Origin of the sequence: Pseudoalteromonas sp. S1609, from assembly GCF_005887255.1 — a bacterium.
GTDB lineage: Bacteria > Pseudomonadota > Gammaproteobacteria > Enterobacterales > Alteromonadaceae > Pseudoalteromonas.
Map to the genome: position 1 here is coordinate 22,164 of NZ_PNDJ01000074.1, position 18,061 is coordinate 40,224.

The 18,061-nt window shown below is 38.9% G+C and carries 12 protein-coding genes; 7 read left to right on the plus strand and 5 right to left on the minus strand.

Annotation, left to right across the window (positions count from 1 at the left end):
- The first annotated feature begins 25 nt into the window (after nucleotides 1-25).
- Entirely contained in the window at nucleotides 26-3,796 is a 3,771-nt protein-coding gene (locus CWB76_RS16805) for a PAS domain-containing hybrid sensor histidine kinase/response regulator (protein WP_171039648.1), read from the plus strand.
- Nucleotides 3,786-4,685, plus strand: a complete 900-nt coding sequence (locus CWB76_RS16810) for a GGDEF domain-containing response regulator (RefSeq protein ID WP_138609129.1) — start codon at nucleotides 3,786-3,788, stop codon at nucleotides 4,683-4,685. The genes CWB76_RS16805 and CWB76_RS16810 overlap by 11 nt, the downstream gene beginning before the upstream one ends.
- A 13-nt stretch (nucleotides 4,686-4,698) precedes the next feature.
- Here CWB76_RS16810 and CWB76_RS16815 read toward each other — a convergent pair whose 3' ends face one another.
- Nucleotides 4,699-5,079, minus strand: a complete 381-nt coding sequence (locus tag CWB76_RS16815) for a DUF3192 domain-containing protein (RefSeq protein WP_138609130.1) — start codon at nucleotides 5,077-5,079, stop codon at nucleotides 4,699-4,701.
- A gap of 174 nt (nucleotides 5,080-5,253) precedes the next feature.
- Nucleotides 5,254-6,198 carry a D-2-hydroxyacid dehydrogenase gene (locus CWB76_RS16820; RefSeq protein ID WP_138609132.1) on the minus strand — a complete coding sequence of 315 codons (945 nt, stop codon included), beginning with the start codon at nucleotides 6,196-6,198 and terminating at the stop codon, nucleotides 5,254-5,256.
- Nucleotides 6,199-6,638: 440 nt separating this feature from the next.
- On the opposite strand from CWB76_RS16820, the gene CWB76_RS16825 reads away from it, so the two are divergent.
- Nucleotides 6,639-7,772: a 1-acyl-sn-glycerol-3-phosphate acyltransferase gene (locus CWB76_RS16825; RefSeq protein WP_138609134.1), complete on the plus strand. Its 1,134-nt coding sequence runs from the start codon at nucleotides 6,639-6,641 to the stop codon at nucleotides 7,770-7,772.
- 97 nt (nucleotides 7,773-7,869) lie between these two features.
- Nucleotides 7,870-8,115: a DUF1289 domain-containing protein gene (locus CWB76_RS16830; RefSeq protein WP_138609136.1), complete on the plus strand. Its 246-nt coding sequence runs from the start codon at nucleotides 7,870-7,872 to the stop codon at nucleotides 8,113-8,115.
- On the opposite strand, the gene CWB76_RS16835 is transcribed toward CWB76_RS16830, so the two are convergent.
- Nucleotides 8,112-8,810, minus strand: a complete 699-nt coding sequence (locus CWB76_RS16835; RefSeq protein WP_138609138.1) for a transporter substrate-binding domain-containing protein — start codon at nucleotides 8,808-8,810, stop codon at nucleotides 8,112-8,114. The genes CWB76_RS16830 and CWB76_RS16835 overlap by 4 nt on opposite strands.
- A gap of 222 nt (nucleotides 8,811-9,032) precedes the next feature.
- On the opposite strand from CWB76_RS16835, the gene CWB76_RS16840 reads away from it, so the two are divergent.
- Genes CWB76_RS16840 through CWB76_RS16850 form a run of 3 tightly spaced genes read left to right on the plus strand, consistent with a single transcriptional unit; the run spans nucleotide 9,033 to nucleotide 14,179 of the window.
- Nucleotides 9,033-9,236: a DUF3283 family protein gene (locus CWB76_RS16840; protein WP_138609140.1), complete on the plus strand. Its 204-nt coding sequence runs from the start codon at nucleotides 9,033-9,035 to the stop codon at nucleotides 9,234-9,236.
- A gap of 12 nt (nucleotides 9,237-9,248) precedes the next feature.
- Nucleotides 9,249-9,656, plus strand: coding sequence for a GNAT family N-acetyltransferase (locus CWB76_RS16845; protein WP_138609142.1), 408 nt, complete (start codon nucleotides 9,249-9,251; stop codon nucleotides 9,654-9,656).
- A gap of 17 nt (nucleotides 9,657-9,673) precedes the next feature.
- Nucleotides 9,674-14,179, plus strand: a complete 4,506-nt coding sequence (locus CWB76_RS16850) for an EAL domain-containing protein (protein WP_138609144.1) — start codon at nucleotides 9,674-9,676, stop codon at nucleotides 14,177-14,179.
- A 26-nt stretch (nucleotides 14,180-14,205) separates the two neighbouring features.
- On the opposite strand, the gene CWB76_RS16855 is transcribed toward CWB76_RS16850, so the two are convergent.
- Both CWB76_RS16855 and CWB76_RS16860 read right to left on the minus strand, forming a co-directional pair.
- Nucleotides 14,206-15,150: an ion transporter gene (locus tag CWB76_RS16855; RefSeq protein WP_138609146.1), complete on the minus strand. Its 945-nt coding sequence runs from the start codon at nucleotides 15,148-15,150 to the stop codon at nucleotides 14,206-14,208.
- 8 nt (nucleotides 15,151-15,158) lie between these two features.
- On the minus strand, nucleotides 15,159-17,825 hold the full coding sequence (locus tag CWB76_RS16860; RefSeq protein ID WP_138609148.1) for a bifunctional acetate--CoA ligase family protein/GNAT family N-acetyltransferase: 2,667 nt from the start codon (nucleotides 17,823-17,825) through the stop codon (nucleotides 15,159-15,161).
- Between the last annotated feature and the right edge of the window lie 236 nt (nucleotides 17,826-18,061).

Here is an 18,061-nt window from a genome sequence, read left to right on the forward strand (position 1 = left end):
TTTGAGCCAATAATTAGGTAACTTGTTGAAATTTTTACCGTTAGAACATTATCATCGCTCTGTTTTTGTGGCGCTAGCACTGCCTTTGTTAGTGGCCTCTTTTTTGTGTTTGCATTTTTATAATATAAAAATGGAACGTGCAATAACAAAAAAGACCACTGATTTTAATGCATTATCTGCGCAGCTTGATCATGATATGCAAGCAATGGGGGACTTGGTTGATGCAATGTTTGTTATGTATAACAAGCAAACTTTTCTTGTAGAAAATTATAATCTTACAGAAAACATTAACCAATATGAGCATTATTATTATCGCCAATTTGAACATTTAAACGGTGAAATTGCAGGTAAAGGTCAGTTTAGTTATTCTGAGTCGGCACTTTTACAATGGCAGCAGGTTATATCGCTTGCACCCTCTTTTAATACCACTTTAGCGCTGCTTTCATCTGTGCATTCTATTGCGTATGTTGATGAACGAGGGTTTGCATACTTAACTCGGCGCGACAATACACGAAATAATATATTTACTCCGCTATTGAATGGCGACTTTAAACCCTTACTGTCATCAAAGAAATTGGCTTCGAGTGCAGTCATCAATTTAGGTAATAAGGCATATTTTGCGATTGGGCGACAGCGTGAACTAAATTCCTCTGATTATATTGTTTTAATTTATGAACTGCAGGCTATCTCTGGTTGGTTAAACAAAATCACCTCTAAGCAAGGTGAGTATGTTTTTATTAATCAAGCAAATCAAATTATTGCCAGTTCACAGCAGTCAATTAACCAAGCGATAAATTTTTCGGCATACTGGCCTCAAATTAATACGCGCTCATCAAAGCTTACGGCCCTGTCTGAACCGCTTTTTTTAATTCAACCCTCAGATCAGACTCCGATTCATTTAGGGTTTCTTGCTGATAAGCAAATGCTTACCAGTAGCCTTGTGCAAGAAGTGGTGTTGGAGTTTATTTCATTAGCATTATTTTTATGCTTGATGTTTTATGTCTTTTTTTGGTTAAGCAAGCGTATATTTATAAGGCCTATGACAGAGCTAATGCGTTACTTAGAACATCATAACGATGACAACACGGGTTATTTAAATTACAAAGTACCATTAAATTGGCAACCTTGGTTTGCTAAGGTGAAAGCTATTTTTGCGAAAAATGAACGTTTAGTTATTTCATTACAAAATGCTAATAAAAAGTTAGATGAGCAGGTGCAGCTCAAATCTGAAAAATTAAAACATAGTGACCAAGCAAAAGAGCGACATTTAGCCCTGCTAAATACAGTACTTAACAGCGTGCCTGACTTTATATATTTTAAAAATACAGACGGCACCTTTTTAGGGTGTAATAAAGCATTTGAGCAGTTTATAGGTAAGAGCCAAAGCGAACTTATTGGTCAAAATATGCATAGCATTAGTCGCAGCTACGAGCAAATCCAGCGGCTGGAGCAGCAAGCATTACAGCATAAAATGCAAATTCAGCAGCGTATAGACGTTGCTAAGCAAACCTATCAGTTAACGATTGCTCCGTTTTATGATGAACAGCGCCAATTGCTAGGCACAATGGGAATTGGTCGCGATATTACTGCACAGCAACATACTTTATATGCATTAAAAGAGTCGGAATCTAAATTTAGAAGTGCCATTGAATTTGCTGCCAATGGGGTGTTTTTACTTTCACTAGAGTACGCTATTTTACAGGTTAATAAAGCCGCGCGAAAACTGTTTACCAAACATCATCAATTAACAGATACCCCGTTTGGTAAACTATTTAGTGACACGCAGTGGCAAGAACTCGACGCCTTGCTGCAGCAACTATTACAAAACAAAAAACAAGTGTTTCATTTAACTTTTGCGCATACTCAATTAAATGCTTGGTTGCAGTTGAGTATGTCATTAATTTGGAATGAAAATGCTCAGCCGCTATATTATGTTATTCATATTCAAGATGTTACTGAGCTTACGAAAGCCAAAGATGATGCAGAGCGAGCCACCTTGGCTAAAAGTCGCTTTATTGCTAATTTGAGCCACGAAATACGTACTCCTCTCAATGCCATACTAGGGCTATTAGACATGTTAGTAGAGCATGGATTAACGCAGCGACAAGTGCAACTGACCAGCCAAGCGACGTATGCAGCCAATAATTTATTACAAATGCTTAATAGTATGCTTGATTTTGCGCGTGTTGAAAGTAATGAAGCAACGCTGCAATTAGCGCCTTTATGCCTAGTTGATTTGATTGATACCTGCGAAAGCTTAATTTTGCCTTTATGCCAAGCAAAGCAGATACAGCTAAAAGTTGATATTGACCCACATATTTCCCCTTTTTTAGTTGGCGACTCCATTCGTTTGCAACAAGTGTTAGGTAACTTATTAACCAATGCTGTTAAATTTACTCCTACAGGCAACGTGACATTAAAAATGCAGTTACAGCCAAGTAGCCGTAATGAGTTACAGCGTATCTGTTTTGGGGTTATAGATACAGGTGAGGGGATTGCTCAAGCCGATCAACGCCGTTTATTTGATGCCTTCACCCAAGGCGATGAGTCATCCACTCGTCAGCATCAAGGAGTAGGTTTAGGGCTGGCAATAGTAAAACACAGTGTGGCATTAATGGGCGGGGAAATTTCACTTGATAGCGATAAAGGACAAGGTTGCTATTTTTACTTTACGCTCGATTTAGCGACCGATACCAACAAAGTTACTCGTGATGAAAATAAGTTATTAGTAATTACTAGCGCTAAAAGTACGTTACTTAATCAAGTAATTAAAGCGCATCCTGTTATTAATAACCAAACGCTTAATAGGGTAATCGCTGAACCAGAATATTTGCTGCAAGCGCACACAATAATCATTGATGCGTGTGAGCTGTCGGCCTTTTTAACACCAAAAATAAAAGCAACACTGCGTACAGCTGCTATTTCGGTTGTTGTTATTACAGATAATCAAGACGAACAGCCACCAATAAATGATTTCCTTATTACCCAGTTCTTACCCTCAAGCGCACTTGCACAGCGATTACTTAATTTGAGCACGCAAAAAATAGTGAAGGCAATTGAAAACAAAGCACAAAAACCGCGTGATACAGTCTCAGGAATATTAGTGTTAGCGATAGACGATAATCCATTGAACCTCGATATTATTAGCAGTATTTTGAGTCAAGCTGGAGTAAATGTTGTTACGATCAATGACCCGCAAAAAGGGATTGAATTGGTAAGTAGCTTACGCCCCGACTTAGTCTTAATGGATATTCAAATGCCCAAAATTGATGGCTATCAAGCGACTGAAATAATACGCCAACAGTTTGACGCTCAGCAATTACCTATTTTTGCATTAACCGCGCATAGTGAACCAGCCGACATTGCGCGCTCACTTAATGGTGGGATGAATAAACATTTAACTAAGCCTGTGGTTGCGCCAGTTTTATTTACAGCAATCGCAAGCCTTGGCATCGCTACGCCATGTTTTTTCGATAAAGCCTTTGCTTTGTCTCAGTTTGACGATGATCACTCTGTACTGCACAGTATGTTAGACAAGTTAGCGACATTAAGTGAATCATATTCAGCTGAGCTTCAAAACAACAACCCTAGTATTGAAATGGTACGCTTAGTGCATAGTTTAAAAGGGATAGCAGGAAATTTAGGTTTTAACCGATTATTATTGTGTGCTCAACATACTGAGCAAGTATTAAAAGCGAACAGCGATCACGCTGCAGCTGCAATTAAAGAATTAATAATACAGTTAGAGCAAGTGCAAATTTATATAAAAAGTTTAGATGTAAGTAATGATAAATAAAGCAAAAATATTAATTGTAGATGACGATGCGCTTAACCGAATCATTTTAGAAAAAACCCTAAGTGACGAGCATGAGGTTTACTTAGTGGCTAGTGGTGAAGAGGCGTTGGCATTTGTTAAGCACACACAATTAGACTTAATTATTTTAGACATCATGATGCCAGGCATGAATGGTTACGACGTGCTGGTGGAGCTTAAAGAAAGCAGCCTAAGCCATACAATCCCCATTATTTTTATCTCAGCGAATAGCTCTCATGAAGACGAAGCAAAAGGCTTAGAGTTAGGCGCAATGGATTACATTGTTAAGCCATTTTGTGCCTCTATTGTTAAAGTGCGTGTACGTAATCAATTACTCATTAAGCAAAAAAACGATTTATTAGAAATGCTTGCGTCTATTGATGGTTTAACAGAAATACCTAACAGACGTTATTTAGATGAAAACTTAGAACGAGAGTGGCGAAGAAGTAAGCGTAATAATTCCTCCATGTGTGTACTGCTTATCGATATTGATCACTTTAAGCGCTATAACGACTACTACGGTCATCGTGCTGGCGATGAGTGTTTAAAAGCAGTGGCGCAAACATTAGTGGCGCAATGTGAACGTGGCAGTGATTTTGTTGCCCGTTATGGTGGTGAAGAGTTTGTTGCAGTATTACCAGAAACCAATCAGCAAGGCGCTATTGCGTTTGCTAATAAATTACGCAAAGCTATTAATGACTTGAATATAGAACACAACGCATCTTTAAATGCTTCACACATTACTATTAGTATTGGAATTGCCTCAAGTGAGAGCAGTCAAGCATACACCGAGAAAGCGTTATTAGAAGAGGCTGACTCAGGTTTATATAATGCTAAAAAGTCAGGGCGCAATCAAATTAGCGCCCAATAGTATTTTCGAGAGCTTAATTTGTTAGCATCAATAACGCTGAGCTACCAATACCCACTAATTTATCATTTTTGAAAACGAGCGGTGTGCATTCATCTTTGGTCATTTTCCCATCTGAATGAATGCTGTGCGTTGCGTAGAACAAGACTTGGTAAACATCATCCTGTTTTTTTAACAATTCAGTGAAGTTAGGTGTTTTTAGTTGGTTTAACACCGACTGATACGAGCTATCCATTGCCAAGCTTGAAATGATTTCACGATTGTTTTTATGTGTTGCTTGCCAACTTGAAGAGCTATTACCTGCCCAGTGACCCTCTGCTTCGCCATCTGATACAGCGATTACACAACCCGTTAAAAAAGGAGCGGTAAGTGCAGCGATTAAAAGTGTTTTTTTCATTTTTTATTACCCTAGATGATTAATTAAAGACAATATAGCAAAGACTAGGCCAGTTTTTAAACTCTTAAAAATCAATGGCTTGTTTTTATTGTGTTTGGTGGGGTGGTGGCTTTTTTAAAATATAAATCTAAAAAGCCACTTTTTAGTAATTTTGACTAAGTTACTTTTATGGCATTAAACCAAGCGGTTACGCGACTCGTGTAGACTAAATGCTGTAATATTTAAACTCACTTCTTTTACTAAACGCACGATAGATTCAGTGCTCGCCCACGCTATATGTGGGGTAAGTAGTAAGTTATCACCCGTATAATTAGCCAGAGGATTGGTCAGCTCAGCGGGCTCTTTGGTAAGTACATCAACGCCCGCACCGGCAATAATATTGGCTTTTAATGCTTCTACTAAGTCAGCTTCATTGATAATCCCACCGCGTGCGGTATTAATAATTAGCGCAGTTGGTTTCATCATTTTTAATTCATTAAGCGTAATTAAGTCGCGCGTTTCATCATTAAGTGGGCAGTGAACGCTAATAATATCCGCTGTTTTTATTGCTGTTTCAAACGGGGTGCGTCCGTTGCGACACGCCGCGCCTTTACGCTCTGCAATAATTACATTGGCGCCAAACGCTTCAGCCACTTTAGATACTGCATTACCTAAAGTGCCACCACCAATAATGGCTAATGTTTTGTCCTGGATGTCATTAAAGTTGTAATCCAGTCGACAAAACATCTCACTTTTTTGCCACGCGCCTTGCTGACAATCTGCTTGATAGCGGTGAGTATTACCTAATAAGTTAGTGATCAACGAAAAGGTATGCTGAACAACAGAAGGGGTCGAATAACCGGCAACATTAGTAACTGCTATGCCTAAGTCTTTCGCGGCATTTAAATCAACATTATTGGTACCCGTTGCACTAACACAAATGAGCTTTAATGATTTTAATTGCATCATAGTGTCACGATTAATCACCACTTTGTTGGTGATTAAAACTTCTGCATTTTGGCTATGCGCTAATACTTGCTCAGGGCTAGTTAGCTGATGCACTGTGAGCTCTCCAAGTGCTGAAATACCATCCAGTGACGTGTTTGCCAGTGTTGCGTTATCAAGAATTGTTATATTCACGGTGTGTCCTAATATGTGTATGTGTTAGAGAGGGAGTAACCTCTGTACGCAGATAAAAAGATCATTATTTAATTGAATGTTATAGATTTATTTAGACTTAGCTTATTGTGTTCACATTAACAGGAGTAAAGTCATATTTAAATGTGGTCTGCCCACTGAGGGTTAACTTGCATGTTATTATGACCAACTGCCTTGCTAAGTTAACTTGAACAAAGTGCTATTAGTAAGGTCTATCCATTTGAATTTATAATTAATAGCTATAGTTTATACACATGAGCGGTTAATCTGGCAATGATGCTCAGTACTAAACTATAACGCTATGAAAACTCAGTAAATCGAACTTTAGTATTGCTAGTTTCGTATTTTTGCTTGAGTTATAATCAAAATCAGACATAACGGGGCGTTTTTGCGCGCCGTTTTTAACTTTGTAGATGCAGTAAATGATAGAACTAGAAGATAAGTACGCAGATATAAGACCTTACAATGACGATGAAGTTGCCGCCTCATTAACGCGATTAATTAACGATAATGCGTTTCTTGATGTGATAGCAAAGTATAATTTGCCACGCTTTATATCCGCAGTTGGGTTTTTAGCACGCGCTATAATAAAGCATCAGTTGCGTAAAAAATGGGGCAAAGTTAAAACAGTTGAAGATGTACAAAATGAAGTTGCACATTACTTAAATAAATTAGTAAGCCGCACCACATCAAACGTTACTTTTTCGGGCTTAGAGGCGTTAGACCCTGATCAAGCCTATCTTTTTGTTTCAAACCACAGAGACATTGTACTCGATCCTGCATTGGTTAATTGGGGCCTTTTTCAGCATAAAATGAAAACCGTGAGAATTGCGATTGGTGATAACTTACTGCAAATCCCATACATTACTGAGCTTATGCGTTTAAATAAAAGTTTTATTGTAAAACGCTCAGCTAAAGCTCCAAAGGAGATGTTAAAAGCGCTGACTCAGTTATCGGCTTATATTTATGACTCACTCAGCAGTGGGCATTCTATTTGGATTGCTCAAAAAGAAGGCCGTGCCAAAGATGGTGTAGATCAAACCGATCCCGCACTATTAAAAATGCTGCAACTAAATGGACGTAAACAAAAGAAAGAATTTGGCGAATACATTAAAGAACTAAAAGTGGTGCCGGTTGCAATATCTTACCAATATGAACCCTGTGCAATAGCTAAGGCAAAAGAGCTTTACCATAAACAGCATCATGGTAAATATGTGAAATCGGCGGGTGAAGATATTGCTAGCATTGTTGAAGGTTTTAGTTCAGCCAAAGGGCATGTGCACTTATCGTTTGGCCAGCCTATTCAGTCAGATTGCGATAGTGCCGATGAATTGGCAAAAACCATTGATAAGCAAATAATTGATTCGTTTTATTTGCACCCAGGCAATTATATTGCCGGTGGTTGTACTGAAGCGGTTATAAATAAAAATGATGCAGCACAATTTGCAGAGCGTTTAGAAAAAGTGCCAGAAGAATTAAGATCTTTGGTACTAGCGATGTACGCCAAACCGTATCATAGAAAAACACAAGTAGATGAACAAAGCTGTGAACATTAATTAACAGCTAAGATAAAAGCAGCAATTAATTGGCTGCTTTTTTTTTGCACAAAAATAGCGCTATACTCAAGCTATGCTTTTTTAGACTGGGGGTTTGATGCAACAAATTGAAATATTTGATATTCCTAGCCCTTGTAAAGGTATTTGCTTGGTTAATAATCGAGGCTACTGCAAAGGATGTTATCGCAGTCGTGATGAGCGATTTTCGTGGAATTCGTTAACCAATGCCCAAAAAAAGAAAGTATTGAGCCTATGCCAACAACGCTATAAACGTTATTTACAGCAAAAAAATAAAGCTGAGCAAACCGCTTCGCCAACACGGCAGCAAGGCTTTGATTTTTAAAATTGTAGTTTGTACTTTGACCTGAGTTTAGCTACCGTGCCATTGTTGTGTAATTTCTTAAGTGTAGTCTCAAGCTGCAAAGCAATACTCGCATGGCTATTATGTAAATAATGATAAAGCGGGTAGGTAGCAACCACTTGTTTTTCATAGCAACCTAAAGCAGGAGGAATAGTTTTATTGGCCATCGCAAAATCAATCAGTAATGCAGCTTCTACTTTTTGCTGGATCAGTAAATTTAATTGAGTGGTATTATTTTTTACTTCAATAACCTCGCCTTGAAAATCAATACTGTCTAAATATCGTTGTTGCACAGGGTAGCTGGCTATAATAGCAACGCTATCCATTGTTTTAGTAGAGCTGGGTTCACAGTGCTTATAAAGCTCAAGATTAAATTTGAATAACGGGTAATTAACTCGAATTAAGTTTTTGTAAGCACTTTCAATACTAATATCACGAGCAAGTTGCCCAGCTAACATGCCATTATTTGCCGCAAATAATGCATTTTGACGATTAAAATCGATAATATTTAATTTAAAGCCTATATCTGCATACGCTAATTGTAATAGCTCAATAGTATAATTTGCTTGCTGGGTGTTCTGTGGGCGATTAAATGTATAGCTGTAACTATGGCCAAATGACGGATTGCTAAAAACTAAACCTATTAATACAAGTAGTCCTTTAGAGTATTTAAACACGTCAGTATTTCCAGTCTATTAGAGGCAAATGAGTAGGTGGGTATAATAACAAATTGGCTGTCTTTTGCCCAGTTTCTAGTCATAATCTAGCAGGGTCTATCTTTAACAATTATTGAGCCCCTTGGATTATTTACGGCAGATTCTTTTTATTCGCTACAGAGTTAGTTTATTATAAGTTTAAACGTATAATCTAAGTTTTATCGGGCCAGTGAAAGGGGTAATATGAGTTATAACCTGTGTGATTTACCACGAGAGAAAAAGTATCAAATTCAGTTAGACTACGAAGCTTCATTTTGGGCATATCAAATTAAGCGTGGCAAGAAAACGCGTGAACAAGTTTATGACACCCTGCATAGTCGTCCTGTTGCGGAGCAAGGTTTTTTAAAGCAAAAGTTTGAGCAATATTTGGCACTTATGCTAAGTTAGAGTTTAGTTGCTATGGTTGTTATAAAACAATTAGAACCAGTTAAAACGCCCTTAATAAATAAGTTTTATACCTTACATAAAGTTCGCGGTCGCGCAAATAAACAAGACCAACTGTGGGTCGCATACGATAACCACACGATGATTGCGGCGTGCCGCTTACAACATAAACCGACTTTTTTATTTTTATCGACTGTTTTTGTGGCCCCTGAATACCGCTCAACTGGTGTTGCAACAAAGCTGTTAAGCACGCTTTTAAATCAGCAAACCGACGTTGTTTACACATTCGCTTACCAACATATTACTGATTTTTATCAGGCACTTGGTTTTAACCAGGTGTTAACATATACTCCTGAGTTATTAACGCTATTTGATGCATACAAGCACCGCAATATTATTGCATTGAAATATCAGCAACCCTAAATCAGCATAGGAAACACATGGGCATCTGTATTAATAGGTTTATCACAGCCATGTTTGTGCTATTTATGCTTATAAGCCTCGCTGCAACAGCGCAAGTAAAAAGGCTATCCCCGAGCGAAGGGTTATCTCAAAGCTACGTTAATACTATGCTTATTGATAATAATGGCTATTTATGGCTCTCTACTGAAGGAGGGTTAAATCGCTACGACGGCTATCAGGTTATTCCAATTAATGGCCCAAATGGTGAGTTAGAAGAGACCATTATTGATCGCATATACCAAGATCCAGAAGGAAAAATTTGGATTGCTTCCTTGTTAGCGGGGCTTTTCAGGTATGACCCGCAAACAAATACCTATCAGCAGTATCTAAAAAAGCCGGTGACAGAAGAGCAAATTCTTCAGCAGTCTGTTTTTACTATGTTGGCCACAGATGATAAATCCTTGTGGATTGGACAAGGGCGAGTGTTTGCAAAACTTGATATAGCCAGTGGCTCTATTACTCCTTTATTTAAGCTGCCTGAGCAATTTGAAAATGCATTTGTACGTACCTTGTTTCATTACAATGGCTATATCTTTATTGGCAGTACAGACGGTGCTTATGTATTTAATATTGCAACGCAACAAGTACGCCCTCTAGAGCATTTAAGCGAAACCGATGTACACATCTATCAAAACAATGTGAAGTCATTTGCACTGGGTGATAGTAATCAGTTATTGGTTGGGGCTGTTAAAGGTTTATACGCTGTTGATATTAGCAATATAGAGGCATTGTTTAATAATAATGAGCAGTCATTTACAAATGAAAAGCTGCTGGCTGATTTAAATGTTTGGGATATAGATAATCAGCAGGGGGTTCTTGATTTAGCAACAGACAAAGGTCTGCTCAGCTTTAATTTGACCACCAAAACGGTGGTTAAAAATAAACGTATTCAACAAAGTAAATACACCCTTGCCGATACCAGCATTATTGATATGGTAAAAGATAAATCAGGCGGTATGTGGCTTGCGACTAAAACTGATGGTGCTTTTTATTTATCGGGAGACAACTATAAGTTTTATAATGTAGAGGGAAATGCTCTGGGAGGGGATGGATTTTCGCATCACTCAGTCTGGGCAATTAAACAATTCCAAGATAAGTTATGGTTAGGTACCCATAATGGTTTAACTGCGGTTGATATAAAAAATAACACCTCAACGGTGTATTTAAAAGATTATAAAGTTGATTTACTAACCACAGAATTTACTATTTTCAAAATTATGCCTTACAAAAATAAACTTTGGTTACAAACAAACCGAGGGCTGTTTATTTTTGACCCCCAAACCCAGCAGCTTACTCAACCTAAAACTGCCAGCCCCAAGAACCAAATATTTTTAAACGACTGGATGCATGGTATTGCCTTGTTAGAAAATGGTGATTTATATTTTGTTCACCCTGATCATGGCATGTTTAAATATAATATTGATAGCCTGATTTTAACCCCATTAAAAGGCGAATTTTCCCAATTTGACCCGTTCTTAGCACATGGCTTTTTACTGCCGTTGCCCTCTCAGCCAAAGTGGCCGCTATTTTTTAGTGGTGGGGTGTTATACCAGTTTAATCCTGATGAGCTCAGTTTAAATACGCTTTATAAAGTACCCAAACATCATGACAATGTTGCAGTGAGAATTCTTTCGTATGTTGAAGACAGGCAAGGGATTCTATGGCTCTCTTTATCTAACTTTGGTTTGATTGGAATTGATGCCAGCAGCTATGAATTAGTGCATACCATTGATTTAGATAAAAATAAATTAGGCACACTATTATACGATATGGTGCTAGATGAAGAGGGAATGATTTGGATGAGTAGTCATAAAGGAATATGGCGACTAAACCCTAACACTATTCATTTTCAGCAGTTTACTACATCAGACGGGGTGCTTTCTGCTGAATTTAATAGTGGTGCTATGGCAAAATTAAATGATGGACGAATTGCCTATGGTAGCCTTAAAGGCTTTACCTATTTTGATCCCAAAGAGAATAAAAATAGCCAAGGTTTGTTAGAACATGTCAACATTACTCGCATTAATTTAATGTCTCGAAATTTGTCGATTAACTTACAACAGCCATTAAAAAATATTATTTTAAATCATGATGATATAGGGCTTGAAATTGCGTTCTCAGCGATGTCATTCAGTTTTCAAGAACGTATTATTTATGAATATCAGCTCGATAAAGGTAAAAAAAGTTATACCCGTAATAATCGCGTGGTGTTTCCTAAATTAAACCCCGGTAGCTACCAGTTAAAAGTCTGGGCAAAGGATCCGTTGACGGGTGAGTATACTCCGCCAGCAACGTTAAATATTAAAGTGAAATACCCGTTATGGCGGGCCCCTTACTTTTTAGCACTTTATGCTATTTTGTTGATCACTGTAGTGACTGCATGGGTGATGAGACGTAACAAAATACAGCGTATTTTATTAGCTGCACACAAAGAAAGCCAAGATAGCGAGGCGCGCTTAAAGCTTGCGCTAGAGGGGAGTGAATCGGGGGTATGGGATTGGCAAGCAAATCAGTTAAATATTTATCAGCCAAGGTTAGTCAACGAATTAGGTTATGCGGAAGACTCAGTCAGTTTAGATGACTACTTAGATAAAGTTCACCCACAAGAGCGTGCTATTTTTAGGTTAGAGTGGTTAGAATTTTTATCAACTGACAAAGGATATTTTAACTGTACTTACCGATTGCGTCATGCCAAAGGTCATTGGCGCTGGTACAAAGACTTTGGCAAAGTGGTTGAATGGAATGAAACAACTCCGCAAAAAGTAGCGGGTACGTATACCAATATGACACGCGAGATGGCATTTGAAGAACACGCTCGACTATTTACTGCCGCGTTTGAGCAGACTCGAGATTGGGTGTTTATTTTAGATAAAAACTTTAATATACGTGCTTCAAATAAGTCGCTACAAGCGGCTTTTGCTTTATCGGCAGAGCCTCGTTCAACTCGCTCACTTAATTTAGGTATGACTCGCAGTAGCTATTTTGATTATTTACGCATTATGCAAAAACTTGAAGTAGGTGAGCATTTCTCATGTGAAGATACTGTGGTATTGGCTAATAAGGAACAGCGCCATGTGTTAGTAAAAATAAGCGCTGTAGCGGATGAAAGCCAAAGATTAAGCAGTTATGTGGTTATTTTAACGGATATTAATGCCCAAAAGTCAGCTGAGAATGAGCTACATTTATTAACTAATTACGATTCATTAACGGGTTTGCCAAACAGAACTCTGTTTAACGACCGAGCTATGCATGCCATAGATCAAGCGCGTCGCCATCACAGTAAAGTCGCTTTAATACACGTAAATATAAAACGCTTTAAATACTTTAATGACTCATTTGGGACAGAAAGCGCTGATGAGATCATTAAGCTGGTGGCAAATCGTTTAAAAATAGCATTGCGTCCCTGTGATAGCGTAGCGCGTTTAAGTGGTGGTGAATTTGTTATTTTAGTTGAAGATATTCAACAAATAGAAGAAGTATTACTTATATGCACCAAGCTTATGGATTGTGTGAGTAAAGACATTGCTATGAATAACCAAAGTGTGAAGGTTCATCTAAGTATTGGGGTGGCGCTTTTCCCTGATGACGCGACGCATTATAAAGCGCTGTTAAAAGCATCAAATGTGGCGCTCTATTATGCTAAAGATGCTTTAGAAGGTGGTTACAAGTTTTACAAACAAGAAATGAATCAAAAAATTGAAAGGGCGCTGCATTTAGAGTCGCAATTGATCAAAGCGTATCATGAGCACGAGTTTTGTAATTACTATCAACCTATAATTAGTACATCTACACAAAGAACGGTAGGCTTTGAGGTGTTATTACGCTGGCCTGAAAATCAGCTAGCTAGTACGCAAGAGTTTGCAAATGTGGCTGAAAATATTGGTTTAATTACCAAAATTATGCTGCAAACATTTAAACGAGCACTTGTACAATTAGTGCGTTGGCGCACAGTTAACCCCGATTTATATTTATCAATTAATCTATCGGCACTTGATTTTGAGTTTGCTGAGCTTATGCCTGAAATTCGCCAGGCATTGAGTAATGCGGCACTACCGCCTGAGGCTATTGTATTTGAAATAACAGAGTCTATTTTAATGAGAGACTCAGAGTATGCGCTTAAAAATATGGATGCACTAAAGCAGCTCGGATGTAAATTATACATGGATGACTTTGGAACAGGTTATGCTTCATTAACGTATTTAAAGCGCTTCCCCATTGATGTATTAAAAATTGATCGTAGTTTTGTGCAAGATATTGGTATTGATTCGGATAATGAAGCGATTATTCAATCCACGCTGACTTTAGCCAGCAGTTTAGGTAAAGAGTGTATTGCTGAAGGGGTTGAAAGCGCACATCAACTGGCCTTCTTAAAAGCTCAAGGTTGCAGCTACTTTCAAGGTTATTTGTTCAGTAAAGCGGTGCCTAAAGAGCAAGTGCTTGAGCTCATTGAACGCGATTGGCAGCCTGTATTTTCACAAGCTTAAAGCGCCTCAGCTTTGTGTATGTGTTATTAAGGGCGCTTACCACAATGGCGACAAAATAAATGTGAGCTGCGTTTATTAAGTTCCGCTTTTATTGCTTTATTAGCTTCTAACTTACTTAACCCGAGTTTGTAGCGAAGATCTTCTAGGTGATGTAATTGCTCGTCGGAGAGTTTACCGTCGGTTATTTGCTCATGGGTGGCATCTTCAAATAACTGACGACGTTTACGAACTTGCTCTGAAAAGCTCGACGCTAATAAACCAGTGGGTATAGCCACCATGCCCATGCTTACTAGAGTGATGACACCACCAAACAGCTTACCAATGGGTGTTATTGGCACAACATCACCATAGCCTACAGTCGTAAGTGTTGCCATTGCCCACCACATTGCGGCCGGAATTGAGCCAAACTTGTCTGGTTGAATGTCATGTTCTAATAAATAAATACCGCATGAAGCTAAAATAAGTACTACTGCCATAATAAAAAATGCAGCCAATAATGAACTTGCTTCATCAATAAATGCCTGTAATAACAGCTGCATAGCCCGTGAATAACGAGTGAGCTTAAATACTCTTAATAAACGTAGTACGCGTAAAAAACGCAAGTCTAAAGCAAAGAAAAGCATTAGCAGGCTTGGCAAAATGGCGATTAAATCGATGATAGCCAGTGGTGATAAAATATAGCGGATCCGCTTTTGTGTATTGGAGCAATCCATAGAGGCGTATTTTACTCTATCTACACAGGTCCAAGCACGTATTAGGTATTCAGCACTAAATATGGCAACCGATACCAGCTCTAACATTAAAAATTCGTTGTAGTACTCAGTGGCAATGCTGTGCACTGATTCGAGTACGATGGCCACCACATTTATCATAATAATAGTGATTAGTAGGGCATCTAAAAAGTGACCGGCCCGTTGGTACTTACCTGAAGACTCAAATACTTGGTTGATGGTTTGTCTAAGTTTCTGCATAATAATTATTATAATGTGAGTAACATATTGATACTGCCTTCTTCAAAATCACGACTAATTTTAAATCCGAGTTTACGAGCCAGCTCAATCATGCCAGTGTTTTCAGGTAGGGTGATCCCCTCAACGGTTTTTACCCCTTGGCGCTTACAATGAGAAATTGCTGCATTCATTAAAATACGTCCTAATCCAAGCCCTTGGCAATCAGAACGTACTACAATAGCAAACTCTGCTTGTAAGTTATCTGGGTCCATAATCACTCGTGAAACCCCTAAGGTGTGCTGTTGCTCGTCTTGTGTTTGGGTAACAATAAACGCCATTTCGCGGTCGTAATCAATTTGCGTCATTTTCGCGAGTTGATCGTGGTTAAATTGTGGTAACTCACCAAAAAAGCGTTTATACCTATCTTCTTTAGTTAATGACTGGTCAAACGCTTGATGTGCTTGCTCATCTTCAGGTTTGATTGGTCTGAGCGTTGCTAAGGTATTATTTTTTAAAGTGACTTGTTCAACTAGTTCAATAGGGTAAGGACGAATAGATAAACGTTTTCGATGTGCTTGAGCCTGATACTGATTCAAATTCATGGTGGCATCAAGTACTAAAAACTGGCCATTACTAGCTAGAATAGGATTTAGCTCTAACGAGGTGATATCCGGTTGTTCTACGACCAATTGAGAAATTCGAGTTAGTAGTGAACACAAGCGATATTTATCTACTTTTTCTGGCAGAACACGATCTTTAAGTACGCCTTTATCATGGGCGGCGGCAATTAAATATTTAGCTAGGTTCATATTCAGTGGTGGCAAAGCGACTGCGGCTTGTGCATATTCAAGCCCTGTACCGGCTTCACCTAATAAAATAACCGGCCCAAAATTAGGCTCTGTTTTTATGGCTATACGCAGCTCGTTAGCTCCCGCTCGAGGTGCCATTTTTTGTAATGAAAAACCATCAATTATGGCATCAGGGTAGGTGTTCTTTATTCTTAACAGCATGGCAAATGCGGTTTGCTCTACCTCTTGCGCATCATTGAGGTTTAGTACGACACCGCCGACTTCAGACTTAGAGGGAATACTGGGGCTAATCAATTTCAATGCCACTGGAAAGCCCAGCTCTATTGCTTGCTCTTTGGCTTCGGTTGGAGTGTAGGCAACTTCAGTTTGAATACAGTCAATGCCGTAACTACTTAAAATATGACTTGCTTGATGGGTTGATAAGTAATGTTGTTCATCATTTAAAAACTCTTTTATAGTCGCTTTCGCTGCTGCTTTATTAATAGTGGCATCGTCAGTATTTGATTCTGGCGTTTGAGTTAAATGCTTTTGATTACGACGGTAGCTTACTAAGTGCATAAAGGCGCCTACCGCCCCTTCTGGGGTACGATAGGTAGGGATGGCGTTATTAGCGCAGATGCGTCTTGCAGCAAAAGCAGCATCTTCTCCCATAAAATTAGTAATTACATACGGGCGTGCCATTTTCGGTAATTTATTTAGTGCCTCAACAATAACCTGAGCGTAATTTTCACTTGGGGCCAAAGCTGATGGAGTGTGGATGATCAGTAAGTTTTTAACTTCTTTAGCATTTAGTAATATTTCTAACGCATGCTTATAACGCACTGGCGCAGAATCGCCAAATATATCGACCGGATTAGCAGCGGTGTCTGAATGCGGGATCACTTTATTAAGTGCTTCGCGAGTTTCATCACTGAGCTGAGCAAGTTTTCCTGAGCTTTGAATGAGTTCATCAACGGCCATCACTCCAGGGCCGCCACCATTGGTTAATATGGTAAGTTGCTCTACTTGCAGTAACTTAGGATGCATTGCCAAGGTTTGGGTGGCGGCAAAGAGCTCACGTAAGTCGTTTACTCTTAGCATACCCGCACGTTGAAACATGGCATCATATACCGCATCTGAGCTTTGCTTTCCGCCGGTGTGTATTTCAGCGGCGAGAGCTCCTGCGCTGGTTCTGCCAGTTTTAATAGCAATAACAGGTTTAGAAAATGCGGCTGCTCGAGCGGCAGAAATAAAGCTGCGGATATCATCAATATTATCGATGTACAGTAAGATGGCTTTGGTTTTAGCATCACGGCCTAAAAAGTCGAGTATTTCGTCAAACTCAATATCTAAACAATCCCCCATAGATACAAAGTATGAAAAGCCAATTTCTTTATTTTTTGCCCAATCAAGAATAGTTGAGCAAACTGCTGCAGATTGCGATACAAAAGCCAGTTTACCTGGCGTGGCAACAGTATGAGAAAAGCTTGCATTTAAGCCTATATGCGGAATAAGTAACCCTAAGCAATTTGAGCCAAGCAGGGTGACTTTATGCTTAGCTGCGCTCTCTTTGAGTGCCATTTTTTGAACTGTGGTTAAGCCATCCGCAATAATAATGGCACTATGACAGCCAAGCGTTCCTAGTTGCTCAATAATTTTCATTAAGGTGTTTTTATTGGTACAGATAACGGCTAAATCAGGCACTTTGGGTAAGGCTTCAATACTAGGATAAGCCAGCACGCCATGCACCGCTGTATGATTGGGTGTAACGGGCATAATTGGCCCTTTAAAGCCACCTTGCAGTAAGTTTCGCATAACCACATTACCTGCACGAGTGGCGGTGTTTGATGCCCCAATAACAGCGACAGAGCTTGGGTTAAAAAACTGGCTAATACGTTTTAGACTCATTGCGTTTCCTTGGCTGATTAAGTTTTGCGTTCTGTACTGCCTCAATGTAACCTGTTTAATGTGTTTTTTCGAGCGTGAACATGCTTATTATTGATATTAGGGTCTGTTGACCTTTCAAGGTTAAACTTGCAGCAGTCTGTTTGGTATTTAGGCAAGGCAGAGCCTATGTGGTGTGGTTATTCCCATTATATAGGCGATAACGCAGCATAAATGCCAAACAGGCGCTGCCCTTTGGG

Bases quoted from the DNA above. Each gene is read 5' to 3' on its own strand.
- CWB76_RS16810 (WP_138609129.1), top strand. From the start codon at position 3,786: ATGATAAATAAAGCAAAAATATTAATTGTAGATGACGATGCGCTTAAC.
- CWB76_RS16815 (WP_138609130.1), bottom strand. From the start codon at position 5,079: ATGAAAAAAACACTTTTAATCGCTGCACTTACCGCTCCTTTTTTAACG.
- CWB76_RS16825 (WP_138609134.1), top strand. From the start codon at position 6,639: ATGATAGAACTAGAAGATAAGTACGCAGATATAAGACCTTACAATGAC.
- CWB76_RS16830 (WP_138609136.1), top strand. From the start codon at position 7,870: ATGCAACAAATTGAAATATTTGATATTCCTAGCCCTTGTAAAGGTATT.
- CWB76_RS16840 (WP_138609140.1), top strand. From the start codon at position 9,033: ATGAGTTATAACCTGTGTGATTTACCACGAGAGAAAAAGTATCAAATT.
- CWB76_RS16845 (WP_138609142.1), top strand. From the start codon at position 9,249: ATGGTTGTTATAAAACAATTAGAACCAGTTAAAACGCCCTTAATAAAT.
- CWB76_RS16850 (WP_138609144.1), top strand. From the start codon at position 9,674: ATGGGCATCTGTATTAATAGGTTTATCACAGCCATGTTTGTGCTATTT.
- CWB76_RS16855 (WP_138609146.1), bottom strand. From the start codon at position 15,150: ATGCAGAAACTTAGACAAACCATCAACCAAGTATTTGAGTCTTCAGGT.
- CWB76_RS16860 (WP_138609148.1), bottom strand. From the start codon at position 17,825: ATGAGTCTAAAACGTATTAGCCAGTTTTTTAACCCAAGCTCTGTCGCT.